The sequence below is a fragment of the Kitasatospora phosalacinea genome (assembly GCF_000716545.1).
GTDB lineage: Bacteria > Actinomycetota > Actinomycetes > Streptomycetales > Streptomycetaceae > Kitasatospora > Kitasatospora phosalacinea.
In genome coordinates, this window is sequence record NZ_JNWZ01000003.1 from 96,571 (window position 1) to 109,241 (window position 12,671).

At 76.3% G+C, this 12,671-nt stretch carries 11 protein-coding genes; 3 read left to right on the forward strand and 8 right to left on the reverse strand.

Going from position 1 to position 12,671, the window contains the following annotated elements:
• Window positions 1-139: 139 nt before the first annotated feature.
• The 4 genes from OO48_RS02400 to OO48_RS02415 form a co-directional block, all read right to left on the reverse strand.
• Window positions 140-913, reverse strand: a complete 774-nt coding sequence (locus OO48_RS02400) for an SDR family NAD(P)-dependent oxidoreductase (protein WP_033212290.1) — start codon at window positions 911-913, stop codon at window positions 140-142.
• 387 nt (window positions 914-1,300) lie between these two features.
• Window positions 1,301-2,191, reverse strand: coding sequence for an SDR family oxidoreductase (locus OO48_RS02405; RefSeq protein ID WP_033212292.1), 891 nt, complete (start codon window positions 2,189-2,191; stop codon window positions 1,301-1,303).
• Window positions 2,188-3,120, reverse strand: coding sequence for an alpha/beta fold hydrolase (locus OO48_RS02410; RefSeq protein ID WP_033212294.1), 933 nt, complete (start codon window positions 3,118-3,120; stop codon window positions 2,188-2,190). The genes OO48_RS02405 and OO48_RS02410 overlap by 4 nt, the downstream gene beginning before the upstream one ends.
• Entirely contained in the window at window positions 3,117-4,697 is a 1,581-nt protein-coding gene (locus OO48_RS02415; RefSeq protein ID WP_245194501.1) for a flavin-containing monooxygenase, read from the reverse strand. The genes OO48_RS02410 and OO48_RS02415 overlap by 4 nt, the downstream gene beginning before the upstream one ends.
• A gap of 182 nt (window positions 4,698-4,879) precedes the next feature.
• On the opposite strand from OO48_RS02415, the gene OO48_RS02420 reads away from it, so the two are divergent.
• Both OO48_RS02420 and OO48_RS02425 read left to right on the forward strand, forming a co-directional pair.
• On the forward strand, window positions 4,880-5,629 hold the full coding sequence (locus OO48_RS02420; RefSeq protein ID WP_033212487.1) for a MerR family transcriptional regulator: 750 nt from the start codon (window positions 4,880-4,882) through the stop codon (window positions 5,627-5,629).
• Between the two features lie 103 nt (window positions 5,630-5,732).
• A complete protein-coding gene (locus OO48_RS02425) occupies window positions 5,733-6,533 on the forward strand; it encodes an inositol monophosphatase family protein (RefSeq protein ID WP_033212296.1) in 801 nt (266 codons plus the stop codon).
• 15 nt (window positions 6,534-6,548) lie between these two features.
• Here OO48_RS02425 and OO48_RS02430 read toward each other — a convergent pair whose 3' ends face one another.
• Window positions 6,549-7,994, reverse strand: coding sequence for a pyridoxal phosphate-dependent decarboxylase family protein (locus tag OO48_RS02430; protein WP_033212298.1), 1,446 nt, complete (start codon window positions 7,992-7,994; stop codon window positions 6,549-6,551).
• A 73-nt stretch (window positions 7,995-8,067) separates the two neighbouring features.
• Complete coding sequence (locus OO48_RS02435; RefSeq protein ID WP_033212300.1) at window positions 8,068-9,441, reverse strand: diaminobutyrate--2-oxoglutarate transaminase family protein; 1,374 nt, start codon at window positions 9,439-9,441, stop codon at window positions 8,068-8,070.
• A 225-nt stretch (window positions 9,442-9,666) separates the two neighbouring features.
• On the opposite strand from OO48_RS02435, the gene OO48_RS02440 reads away from it, so the two are divergent.
• Entirely contained in the window at window positions 9,667-10,284 is a 618-nt protein-coding gene (locus OO48_RS02440) for a class I SAM-dependent methyltransferase (RefSeq protein WP_051731644.1), read from the forward strand.
• A gap of 6 nt (window positions 10,285-10,290) precedes the next feature.
• Here OO48_RS02440 and OO48_RS02445 read toward each other — a convergent pair whose 3' ends face one another.
• Both OO48_RS02445 and OO48_RS02450 read right to left on the reverse strand, forming a co-directional pair.
• The gene (locus OO48_RS02445; protein ID WP_033212302.1) at window positions 10,291-10,983 is read right to left on the reverse strand and encodes a response regulator; all 693 of its coding nucleotides are present in this window, start codon (window positions 10,981-10,983) and stop codon (window positions 10,291-10,293) included.
• Window positions 10,980-12,605, reverse strand: a complete 1,626-nt coding sequence (locus OO48_RS02450) for a sensor histidine kinase (RefSeq protein WP_051731645.1) — start codon at window positions 12,603-12,605, stop codon at window positions 10,980-10,982. The genes OO48_RS02445 and OO48_RS02450 overlap by 4 nt, the downstream gene beginning before the upstream one ends.
• Window positions 12,606-12,671 lie beyond the last annotated feature (66 nt).

Genomic DNA, 12,671 nt, shown 5'->3' on the forward strand with positions numbered 1-12,671 from the left:
CGAGCCTTGCTCACCATTAGCAAACCTAAGCTTCTGGGCATTCCCGCCGGTGCGCGCGAGGAGGGCGGAGACGGCGGCGGGCGCGGAACCGGGGCGCGGCGGAGCCGCGCGGCCGGTTCCGCCCCGCCCCGCCGCCCTCCTAGGGCTTGCGGTAGTCGCGGCCCGCCGTGTTGGAGAGCTTGCCGAGACCGCCCGGCGGCAGGAGCCGCGCGGCGGCGACGGCGGCCCGGTAGCGCTTGCTGGGGACGCAGAGCGGGCGGTTGCGGGCCAGGTCGCGCAGGGAGTCGTCGACGACGCGGTCGGCGGTGAGCCAGCCCCAGGCGGGGATGGAGGAGGTGCCCATGCCGGCCCGCTGGTGGAACTCGGTGCGGGTGAAGCCGGGGCACAGGGCCTGGAGGCGGACGCCGCTGCCGGCCAGGTCGCGGGCGATGCCGAGGGTGAAGTTGACCACCCAGGACTTGGTCGCGCCGTAGGTGCCGCGCGGCAGGAAGGCGGCGACCGAGGCGACGTTGACGACCGCGCCGAAGCCGCGGTCGCGCATGCCGGGGACGGCGGCGGTGGTGAGCCGCAGCACGGCCTCGACGTGGACCTTGAGCATGTCCAGCTCGTCCTGCACGGGGACGTCCAGGTAGGTGCCGCGGTGGCCGAAGCCGGCGTTGTTGATCAGCAGGTCGACGGGCCGGGAGCCGTCGCGCAGCCGGCCTTCGACGGCCTCGATGCCGGCCTCGGTGGCGAGGTCGGCGCCCAGGGTCTCGACCTGGACGCCGTAGCGGGCGGAGAGGTCGGCCGCGGCGGCGGCCAGGCGTTCGGTGTCGCGGGCGACCAGCACCAGGTCGCGGCCGTCGCGGGCCAGGCGGTTCGCGTAGGCGGCGCCGATGCCGGCGGTGGCGCCGGTGATGAGAGCGGTGGTCATGGCCCGACCGTACCGGGCGGTACCGCGGCGGCGCATCGACCGACCGGACCACGGGCGCCTCGGCCCTTCGGGCGACGCGGGCCCGCTCGGCGGCGCGCCCCGCACCGGCGTTGGTCCGATCACCCTACGGTTTCGGGCAGCGCCGCCGTCCCACGCGGCGCCCATCCCCTTCAGGAGAACTGATGTCCGTTCGGCTCCACGCCCGCTCCATAGAAGTCGCACCGCCGGCCCGCTCCCGCCGCCCCTCGCGGCACTGACGGTCCGGCACCGGCTCCGCACGCCCGGGCCCGCCCCTCTCCACGGGGCCGGGCCCGACGCGCGTCCGGGGCCGGGCCGGGGCCCGGTGCTCCGCCGACCCGTCGACGGACCACCGGTCCGGCCGCCGGGTCACTCCGTCCGGTCCGCCCTGGCCCGCTGGTCGGCCAACCCGCCCGCGCCGACCGGGCCGAGGCGGGTGGCGGCGGTGGCCTTCAGCTCGGGGGCGAGGCGGGCGACGTCGCGGGAGCCGACGGCGGCGATCAGGCCGGGCAGGAAGCCCCGCAGCGGCTGCATGCCGCGCAGCCACGCCTGGGCGTAGACGTGCGCGGAGCGGCGGGCCAGGCCGGCCACCAGGCGGTCGACGGCCGGGCCGATCGGATAGGTCTTGTTGGCCGGCCAGGGCAGTTTGGCCCGCATCTGCCGCAGCACGGCGTCCTGGTCGGCCCCGCGCACCATGTCGGTGTCGGTCCAGCTCAGGTACCCGACGCCGACCTTGACGCCCTGGTGGGCGACCTCGGCGCGCAGCGCGTGGGCGAAGGACTCGACGCCCGACTTGGAGGCGCAGTACGCGGACATCAGCGGGGCCGGGGTGAGCGCGGCGAGCGAGGCGATCTGCAGCAGGTAGCCGCGGCTCTCGGCGAGCGCGGGCAGGAAGGCCCGGGCGGTGGCGACGGAGCCGAGCAGGTTGACCTCGATGACGCGGGTCCAGGCCCGGTGGTCGCTGTCCTGGAGCGGCCCGCCGAGCGCGATGCCGGCGTTGGCCACCACGGCGTCGATCCGCCCGTAGCGGTCCTTGATCCGGTTCGCGGTCTCGACGAGCGCGTCCAGGTCGGTGACGTCGGCCTCCCAGGCGGAGGCGTGCTCGCCGCACTGGGCGGCCACCGCCTTGAGCTCGGCGGGCTCCAGGCCGACCAGCGCGACCTTGGCGCCGCGTTCGGAGAGCTTGCGGGCCATCAGCGCGCCGAGGCCGCGGGCGGCTCCGGTGACGACGACGACCTGCGAGGACAGCGGCGGTGTCATGCGGTCTCCTCAAGGGACGGCGAGGCGGTGGCCAGGGCGGCGAGGCGGCGGATCTCGGCGGCGACCTCGGCGGGGCGCTCGACCGGGCTCATGTGGCCGGTGCCGGGCAGTTCGAGCAGGCCGCGCGGGTCGGCCAGGGCGGCGGCGATCCGGCGGGCGTGGACGGGCGGGGTGAGCCGGTCGTGGCTGCCGGCGACGACGGCGGTGGGGGCGGCGACCCTGGCCAGGGCGTCGTGCACGTCGAGGGTGTCGAGCACGGTCGCCCAGTGGAAGCGGACCTTCGCCGGGCAGGCGTGCACCACCTGCGCGCAGGCCTCGACCCGGTCGGCGGGGGTGGCGGGGCCCATGGTGGCGTACTTGAGGGCGGCCCTGGTGACGGCCGTGACGGGGCCGAGCGGGAGCCGGGAGCGCAGGATCTGCCGGTGCAGGAAGCGGCGCAGCCCCTTGGCGCGGACGGCGGCCGGCAGCACGGCCAGTTCGGCGATCAGCTCGCCGGGGCCGGTGTTGACCAGCAGGTTGGCGGCGGTGCGGGCGGCGACGCCGGGCCGGTCGCCGGCCGCCATGACGGTCATGCCCCCCATGCTGTGCCCGGCGACCACGGCGCGCCGCCCGTCGGGGACGGTGGCGGCGAGCACCGCTTCGAGGTCGTCGGCGAGCTTGGCGGTGGAGTACCCGTCGGGGCCCGCCGGGGCGGGGCTGCGGCCGTGGCCGCGCTGGTCGTAGGCGACGACGCGGAAGTCGGCGGCCAGCCGGTTGATCACCGGCGCCCAGAACGCGGTGGAGCACGTCCACCCGTGGGCGAGCACGACCAGCGGCGCGCCCTCGGGCCCGTACTCCTCGACGTTCAGCTCGGCGCCGTCGGCGGAGCGGACGGTGCGCACGGCGGCCGGGTCGGGCAGCACGCAGTCGGCGGGGATGCGGCGGCTCATGCGGTCACCGCCCGCACGTCGACCGGCGCGGCCTGCTCGGGCGCGGTGCGCTTGACCAGCTCGTACTCGGCGAGGTCGACGTGCCGGGTGGCGCGGCGGAAGGCGCTGGTGGAGGCGGGCCACAGCACGGTGTTCTTGCCGTCCTGGTCGAGGTACCAGCTGCGGCAGCCGCCGGTGGTCCACACGGTGCGGCCCATCCGGTGCTGGAGTTCCAGGTTCCACCGCCGCTGGGCGCGCTCGGTGGGCTGCATGGCGGTGGCGCCGACCGCGTCGAGGGTGGTGAGCGCGTCGATCAGGTAGTTCAGCTGGGACTCGATCATCAGGATCATCGAGTTGTTGCCGAGGCCGGTGTTCGGGCCGATCAGGAAGAACAGGTTGGGGAAGCCGCGCACGGTGGAGCCGCGCAGCGCCTCCATGCCGTCCTTCCAGCTCTCGGCGAGCGCGGTGCCGCCGATGCCGAAGACCCGTTCGGCGATCGGCAGGTCGGTGACGTGGAAGCCGGTGCCGAAGACGATCGCGTCGACCTCGTGCTCGCTGCCGTCCGCGCCGACCAGGGTGGAGCCGCGCAGCTCGCGCAGGCCGCCGGCGACCACCTCGGTGTTGGGCGCGGCCAGCGCCGGGTAGTAGGTGTTGCTGAGCAGGATGCGCTTGCAGCCGATCCGGTAGTCGGGGGTGAGCTTGGCGCGCAGCGCCGGGTCGGCGACGGCCCTGTGCATGTGCCGCAGGGCGACCTGCTGGACGAGCTTGAGCAGCTGCGGGCGGCGGACGAACGCGTCGACCTGGAGCTCGCGCATCACGAACAGCCCGGCGCGGCGCAGCAGCCCGGTCGGCGGGAGCTTGGCGTGCAGCCACTTCTCCACGCCGCTGACCTCGCGGTCGGCGCGCGGCAGGACCCAGGCGGGGGTGCGCTGGAAAACGGTCAGGGCGCCGACGGCGGGTTGGATCGCCGGGATGATCTGGGCGGCGGAGGCGCCGGTGCCGACCACGGCGACGCGCTTGCCCGCGAGGTCGTAGTCGTGGTCCCAGCGGGAGGAGTGGAAGACCTTGCCGGGGAAGGCGTCCAGGCCGGGCAGGTCGGGGATCTGCGGGTCGGCGAGCGGCCCGGCGGCGGAGACCACGGCGTCGGCGGTCCAGGTACCGGCCCTGGAGGAGACCCGCCAGCGGGTGTGCTCCTCCTCCCAGCGCAGTTCGGTGACCTCGGCGCCGAAGCGCAGGTGCGGGCGGAGCCCGAAGGTGTCGGCGACGCGCTCCAGGTAGGCCCGGATGTCGGGCTGGCCGGAGAACACCCGGGGCCACTCGGGGTTGGGCGCGAACGAGAACGAGTACAGGTGCGAGGGCACGTCGCAGGCGCAGCCCGGGTAGGAGTTGTCGCGCCAGGTGCCGCCGACGGAGTCCGCGCGCTCCAGGATCACGAAGTCGGTGATGCCGGCCCGGCGCAGCCGGACGCCGGCGCCGAGGCCGCCGAAGCCGGAGCCGACGACGGCGACCCGCACGTGCGGGACGGCCTCGGCCTGCTGCGGGTCGGCGGCTCCGGGGTCGGCGCCGGGCGCGGGGGGCTTCTTGGTGCGGGGTGCCATGGGCGGGCCTCCTGGCGAGGGTGGGGTGCGGGTGGCCGGCGGTGCTGCGGCGCCTCGGGAGCGGCGCCGGACGTTGCCAGTAATCACTGGCGCGTTTGGCAGAGTAGCCCTTGTTGACACTCAGTGGAATAGCGCGGGACGCGGCTGTTTCCGCGCCGCCCCGCAGCCCTATGCTGACCGACGTGGCGGAGACCGAGCAGGAAGACGAGCACCCCCGCGCCTACCGGGTCGCCGAGCTCGCCGAGGCGGCCGGGGTCAGCGTGCGCACCGTCCGCTTCTACCGCGAACGCCGCCTGCTGCCGCCGCCCCGGAAGGAGGGCCGGATCGCCTGGTACGGAGAGGAGCACCTGGCCCGGCTGCGCCTGATCGCCGAACTCCTGGAGCGCGGCCACGCGTTGGGCGGCATCGCCGAACTGATCGGCGCCGGCGAGGACGGCCGGGACGTCGCCGAGCTGATCGGGCTGCAGGCCGCGCTGGTCGCCCCCTGGTCCGACGAGACGCCCGTCCACCTCGGCTGGGACGAGCTGCGCGCCGCGTTCGGCGACCAGCTCACCGAGGCCAACACCGCCGAGTCGGTCGCCCAGGGCTACGTCACCGTCGGCCCCGACGGCGTCACCCACGTCAGCCGGCGCCTGATGGACGCCACCGTCGCCCTGGTGGACGAGGGCGTGCCGCTGGCCGCCGTGCTGGACGTCAGCCGCCGGGCCGCCGAGCACGCGGACGCGATGGCCGACCTGTTCGTCGCCCTGATCCGCGACCGGCTGCTCGGCGCGCTCACCCGCGTCCAGGACCTCACGCCCGCCGAGGCGGCCCGGCTCACCGAGCAGATCCAGCGCGTGCGCCCGCTCGCCCGGGCCGTCAACGACGCCCAGTTCGCGCTGGCGATGGACCGCCGGGTGCGCGCCGAGTACGGGGGCCTCACCGCGGAGTGACCCGCGCGCCGCCCCGGCGGTCGTCCCACCCGTCACCTGCGCACCGTCCGTACCGTCCCGGCGTGGGAGAGTGGGAGGCGGTGAAGGGAGCACGGGCGTGTTGATGGAGAAGGTCACCGAGATCCTGGTCGAGGCCTCGGCCGAGGCGGTGGAGCCGCGGTTCCGGGCGTTGGCCGAGGGCGAGGTGATGGAGAAGGCCCCCGGCGAGATCGTCACCGTCGCCGACCGGGAGGCCGAGCGGATCATCTCCCGGCGCCTGCGCGAGCTGCTCCCCGTCCCCGTCGTCGGCGAGGAGGCCGTCTCCGCCGACCCCGCGCTCGCCCGCGCCCTGCACGAGGAGCCCGCCGCCTGGCTGGTCGACCCGGTGGACGGCACCCGCAACTTCGTCGCCGGACAGCCCTCGTACGCGGTGATGGCCTCCCTGGTCCGCCGCGGCGAGACGGTCGCCTCCTGGATCTGGCAGCCCTGCGACCGCACCGCGTACACCGCCGAGCTCGGCGCCGGGGCCTGGCGGGACGGCGAACGGCTCACCCTGCCGAAGGTCACCACCGCCCCCGAGAAGTGGACCGGCATCCTCAAGACCCGCTACTTCGCCCCGCCCGTCGGCCACCGGCTGCTCGCCAACACGCTCGCCCTCGGCCCCCTCGACCCCGGGCGCGGCTCCGCCGGCATCGAGTACCCGCTGGTCGTCACCGGCGTCCGCGACTTCGCCCTCTACTGGCGCACCCTCCCCTGGGACCACGCCCCCGGATCCCTGCTGGTCACCGAGGCCGGCGGCCGCAGCGCCCGCTTCGACGGCACCCCCTACCGCCCCGAGGCGCCGGGCGGCACCGACGGCCTGCTGGTCGCCGCCGACCCGGAGCAGTGGGACACCCTCCGGGACATCCTGCTCGAAGGCGTGTAGCCGGCCGGACCGGGTTCAGCCGCGCCGGCCCGCTTCGACCACGGCGTCCAGCAGGGACGCCAGTTCGGCCTCCGTGGTGTGCGGGTTGAGCAGCGTGAGCTTGAGGCGGACCCGGCCCGGGCCGGGGCCGGGGAGTTCGGTGCGGCCGACCACCGCCCGGCCGGTGCGCAGCAGTTCGCGGCGCAGCCCGGCGTTGACGCGGTCGCTGCCGACCGGGTCGGCGACGGCGTAGCGGAAGACCACGGTGGTCAGGACCGGGTCGCAGTGGAGCTCCAACTCGGGTGTGGCGCGGATGAGTTCGGCCGCCCGTAGGGCGCTGTCGTGGCAGCGGTCGACCAGCGCGCCGAGGCCGTCGCGGCCCAGCACCCGCAGGGTCACGGCGAGTTTGAAGGCGTCGGGGCGGCGGGTGGTGCGCAGGGACTGGCCGAGCAGGCTGGGGTAGCCGGCCGCTTCGTCGTCGGCGGGGTTGAGGTAGGCCGCGCGGCGGGCGAGCGAGGCGTAGGTGCGGGCTTCGCGGACCAGGAAGACGCCGGCGGCGGCGGGCTGCCAGCCGAGCTTGTGCCAGTCGAGGGAGACGGAGTCGGCGCGGTCGAGGCCGTCGAGGAGCGGGGCGAGCCGTTCCGAGAACAGGGCGCCGCCGCCGTAGGCCGCGTCGACGTGCAGCCAGGCGCCGTGGCGGGCGGCGAGGTCGGCGGCGGCGTGCAGCGGGTCGATCGCGCCGGTGTCGGTGGTGCCGGCGGTGGCGACGACCGCGACGGGGGTGGCGCCCTCCCGCTCGGCTTCGGCGAAGGCGTCGGCCAGCGCGCCCGCGTCCATCCGCAGTCGGCGGTCGACGGGGACGGTGCGGACGGCGCGTTCGCCGAGGCCGAGCAGGGCGGCAGCGCGCTGGACGGAGAAGTGCGCGGCCTCGGAGGCCAGGACGCGGGGGCGGGCGCCGGCCGGTACGCCGTTCGACGCGACGTCCGGGCCGAGGCGTTGGTCGCGGGCCAGCATCAGGCCCATCAGGTTGGACTCGGTGCCGCCGGTGGTCAGCACGCCGGCCGCCCGGTCGGGCCGGAAGCCCACCGACCCGGCGAGTTCGGCGAGCAGTTCGCTCTCCAGGGCGGTCGCGGCGGGGGCCTGGTCCCAGGAGTCCTGGGAGGGGTTGAGCGCGCTGACGGCGAGGTCGGCGGCGACCGCGACGGCCAGCGGCGGGCAGTGCAGGTGCGCGGCGCACCGCGGGTCGGCCGGGTCGGCCGCGCCGTACGCCAGCAGTTCCACCAACCGCCCCAGCGCGGAAGGGCCCCGGGCTTCGGCCAGCGCCTCCCGGACGGCCGCCGCGATCTCTTCCGGCTCGCCGGGGACGATCGGCCCGCCGCGCCGCCGCGCCCCGGCGGCGAGCCCGGCCAGCACCTCGGCGACCAGCGGCCGCAGGGCCTCCGGCCCGGCGACCCCGCCGGAGAGCCCGCCCGTCCCGTTCATGCCCCGCCCGTCCATCGTCCCGCCCTCGCCCGTTGTCGACTTGTCGCTGTTCCCGTTGCCGCGCGGGCGGCCGTCACCCGCCGGCGCCCGGCTGCCGCATCGCGGACTCGATGGCGTCGCAGAGCCGTTCGAGGACGGCTTCGGCCTGCTCGTCGGTGATGGTGAGCGGCGGCAGCAGGCGCAGGACGGCGTCGTGGCGGCCGCCGAGCTCGACGATCAGGCCGCGGGCCAGGCAGGCTTCGCGGACCCGGACGGCGAGGCGGGGGTCGGCCGGGCGGGCGCCGCAGCTGTCGGGTTCACCGGCGGGGTCGACGAGTTCGACGCCGAGCATCAGGCCGCGGCCGCGGACGTCGCCGATCACCGGGAGGCGGTCGCGGGCGCCGTCGAGGCGGGCCGCGATCCGGGCGCCGACCACCTCGGCGCGGGCGACCAGGCCGTTGGCGGCGACGTACCGGAGGGTGGCGGCGCCGGCGGCCATGGCCAGGGTGTTGCCGCGGAAGGTGCCGGTGTGGGCGCCGGGCTGCCAGCCGTCGTACTCGTCGCGGTAGACCACGACGGCGAGCGGGAGGCTGCCGCCGATGGCCTTGGAGAGCACCATCGCGTCGGGTTCGATGCCGCTGTGCTCGACGGCCCACATCCGTCCGGTGCGGCCGACGCCGGTCTGCACCTCGTCGAGGATCAGCGGGACGCCGCGTTCGGCGGTGATCCGGCGCATCTCGCGCAGCCAGGTGTCGGGGGCGGGGACGACGCCGCCCTCGCCCTGCACGGCCTCCAGGATCATCGCGGCGGGCGGCAGCACGCCCCCGGACGGGTCGTCGAGGAGGCGTTCGGTGTAGGCGGCGGCGAGTTCGGCGCCGCGCTCGCCGCCGACGCCGAACGGGCAGCGGTAGGCGTACGGGTAGGGCAGCCGGGTGACTTCGCCGCCGCTGGGCAGCGGGGCCTTGACGGCGGTGCTGCCGGTGACGGCGAGGGCCCCGGCGGTCATGCCGTGGTAGGCGCCGGTGAAGGCGAGGGCGCCGCGCCGGCCGGTGGCGGTCTGCATCAGCTTGAGGGCGGCTTCGACGGCGTCGGTGCCGGCCGGGCCGCAGAAGTGGATCCGGGACCTGGCGGCGAACTTCTCCGGGAGGCTCTCCAGCAGCGCGGTGGTGAAGTCGTCCTTCTCGGCGGTGGCGAGGTCGAGCAGGTGCAGCGGCGCCCCGCTGTCCAGGGTGCGGCGGATCGCGCCGAGCACCACGGGGTGGTTGTGGCCGAGCGCGAGGGTGCCGGCGCCGGAGAGGCAGTCGAGGTAGCGGCGGCCGTCGGCGCCCTCCACGGTCATGCCGTTCGCGCGCACCGGGACGATCGGGAAGGACCGGGCGTAGGTGCGGGCGGCCGATTCGCGGATGCGCTGGCGGCGCAGGATCGCGTCGCCCGCCGGTGCGGCGGAGGTGCCGACGGTGAGGGTCACAGCAGGAGCTCCCTTGGGAAGTTAGGTAAGCCTAACTTTATCTCCGGAGGTCCGGCGAATGCCGTCACCAGGCCCTCCGGATCACCCGTCCGGGTGAGCGGTTCCCCTGCCCGCTCCCCCGCCCGGCCCCCGCCGGGCGCCCGCCGGGCGCCCGCCGGGCGCCCCCGCCCCTCCAACGAGCCGAACCGTGACGGGTCACGGCCCGCCCCGGGTAGCCTCCCGTCCATGGACAGCACCGCCGCCCGCGAAGCCCACTCCCGCGAACTGGCCGAGACCCGCGCCTTCTTCGCCGAACGCGCCGCCCGCTGGGACGGCAAGTACCCGGACGACAGCCCGCGCTACGCCGCCGCGATCGCCGACACCGGCCTGGCCGCCGGAGAGTTCGTCATCGACGCGGGCTGCGGCACCGGCCGCGCCCTGCCCCTGCTGCGCGCCGCCGTCGGCCCGGCCGGCACCGTCCTCGGCGTCGACCTGACGCCCGAGATGCTGGAGCAGGCCGCCGTCCACCGCGCCGACGCCGCCCTGGTGCAGGCCGACTGCACCCGGCTGCCGCTGCCCGAGGCCGTCGCCGACCTGGTGTTCGGCGCGGGCCTGATCTCCCACCTGCCCGGCCCGGCCGAGGGCCTGCGCGAACTCGCCCGGGTCACCCGCCCCGGCGGCCGCCTCGCCCTCTTCCACCCGCTCGGCCGCGCCGCCCTCGCCGCCCGCAAGGGCCGCCCGCTCACCCCCGACGACCTGCGCGCCCGCGAGCACCTCTTCCCGCTGCTCGCCGCCAACGGCTGGACCCCGCTGTCCTACACCGACGAACCGGCCCGCTACCTGGTCCTGGCCGCGCGGAGCTGACCGGCCTCAGCCCTCCTGCCAGCGGTAGCCCAGTTCGGGGCGGCCGACCTGGCCGTAGCGGGGTTCGCGGGTGGCGCGACCGGTGGTGACCAGGTGCTCCAGGTAGCGGCGGGCGGTGATCCGGGAGACGCCGGTGGCCTCGGCGGCGGCTGCGGCGGAGAGGCCGTCGGGGGCGGTGCGCAGGGCGGCGGCGAGGGTGTCGAGGGTGTCGGCGGCCAGGCCCTTGGGGAGGCTGCTGCGGTCGGTGCCGCGCAGCAGGGCGAGCGCCCGGTCGACCTCGTCCTGGCCGAGCGCCTGGCCGGGGCGCTCGAGGTTGGCCCGGTAGCGGGCGTACTGACGCAGGCGGTCGCCGAGGGCGGCGGCGCCGAAGGGTTTCAGCAGGTACTGGACGACGCCCGCGCTGACCGCCTGCCGGACCACGGCGAGGTCGCGGGCGGAGGTGACGGCGATGACGTCGGCGCCGTGCCCGGCGGCGCGCAGCGCGGCGCACAGTTGCAGGCCGTGGCCGTCGGGGAGGTACAGGTCGAGCAGGATCAGGTCGACCGGGGCGTGGGCGTCCAGCGCGCGGAGCCCGGCGGCGCGGGAGTGCGCGACGGCGGCGACGGCGAAGCCGGGGGTGCGGGCGACGTAGCGGGCGTGGGCGTCGGCGGCGACGGGGTCGTCCTCGACGACCAGGACGCGGATGGGCCGGTCGGTCACGGGGCGGTGTCCGTTTCGGTGCGCTGGAGCGGGAGCCGGACGGTGAGCACGGCGCCGGGGCCGTCCTGCCGGTCGATCCGGACGTCGCCGCCGTTGCGGCGGGCGGTCTGGGCGACCAGGGCGAGGCCGAGGCCGCGGCCGTGCTGCTTGGTGGTCCAGCCGCGCCGGAAGACGTCCCCGGCGGCGGCGGGGTCGACGCCCGGGCCGGTGTCGGCGACCCGCAGCAGCAGGTGGCCGTCCTCGGTGCGGGCGGTGACGGCGACCGCGGGGGCGGCGCGGGCGGCGTTCTCGATGGCGGCGTCCATGGCGTTGTCGAGCAGGTTGCCGAGCAGGGTGACCAGGTCGCGCGGGGTGAGGCGGTCGGGCAGCACGCCGTCGTCGATCCGGCTGTCCTCGGTGAGGGCGAGGTCGACGCCGCGTTCGGCGGCCTGGGCGGCCTTGCCCAGCAGCAGGGCGGCGAGCACGGGTTCGGCGACGGCGCCGACGACCTGGTCGGTGAGCCGCTGGGCCAGGGCGAGTTCGGCGGTGGCGAACTCCACGGCCTCGCGGTGGCGGCCGAGTTCGATCAGCGAGACCACGGCGTGCAGCCGGTTGGCGGCTTCGTGGGCCTGCGCGTCGAGGGCCGCGGCGATGCCGCGGATGTTGTCCAACTCGCCCGTCAGCCCCTGGAGTTCGGTGTGGTCGCGGAGGGTGACCACGGTACCGAGGCCGGGCCCGACCGGGGAGGTGTTGAGCAGCACCACGCGTTCGGCGGTCAGGTGCACCTCGTCCCGGACGGGCTCCTCGCTCTCCAGCGCCCGGGTGAGCGATCCCGGCAGGTCGAGCTGACGGACCGTCAACCCGTCGGCGTTCTCGGCCAGTTGGAGCAGGTCGCGGGCGGCGTCGTTGCACAGCAGGACGCGGTGCTCGCGGTCGAGCAGCACCAGCCCCTCCCGGACGGAGTGCAGCGTCGCCTGGTGGTAGTCGTACAGGTGGGCGAGCTGTTCGGCGTCCAGGCCGTGGGTGTACCGGCGCAGCCGGGCGGCGAGCAGGTAGCTGGCGGCGGCGCCGAGGGCGAGCGCGGCGGCGGCGACGCCGGTGAGGGCGAGCAGCGGGGTGCGCAGCCGGGCGGTGATGTTGTCGACGGTGATGCCCGCGCTGACCAGGGCGACCACGCGGTGCTCGCCGTCGAGGACGGGGGTGACGACCCGGACGGACGGGCCGAGGGTGCCGGTGTACGTCTCGTGCTGGGTCTGCCCGGCCCGGGCCCGGTCGGTGTGGCCGAGGAAGGGGAGGCCGATCCGGGCCGGATCGGGGTGGGTCCAGCGGATGCCGTCGGGGTCCATCACGGTGACGAAGTCGACGCCGGTGTCGGCGCGGACCCGTTCCGCGTACGGCTGCAGGACGGCGCTGGGGTCGGGCCGGACGGCGGCCTCCCGGACGGTGGGGGTGTCGGCGACGGCGAGGGCGACGGCGGTGGCCTGCCGCAGGGCGGCGTCCTCGGCGCGGTGCGCGGTGAACAGGTAGGCCAGGACGGCGCCGCCCGCGACCACGGCGGCGACGATCACCACCTGGACGGCGAACAGCCGCCCGGCCAGGCTGCGCCGACGGCGGTGCGGGGGCGGCGTGCCGGTCGGGTGCATGCCGACCAGTGTGCACGCCCGGGCCGGTGCGCCGAAGGGCCGGGACGGCGGCGTGAACGCTATGAA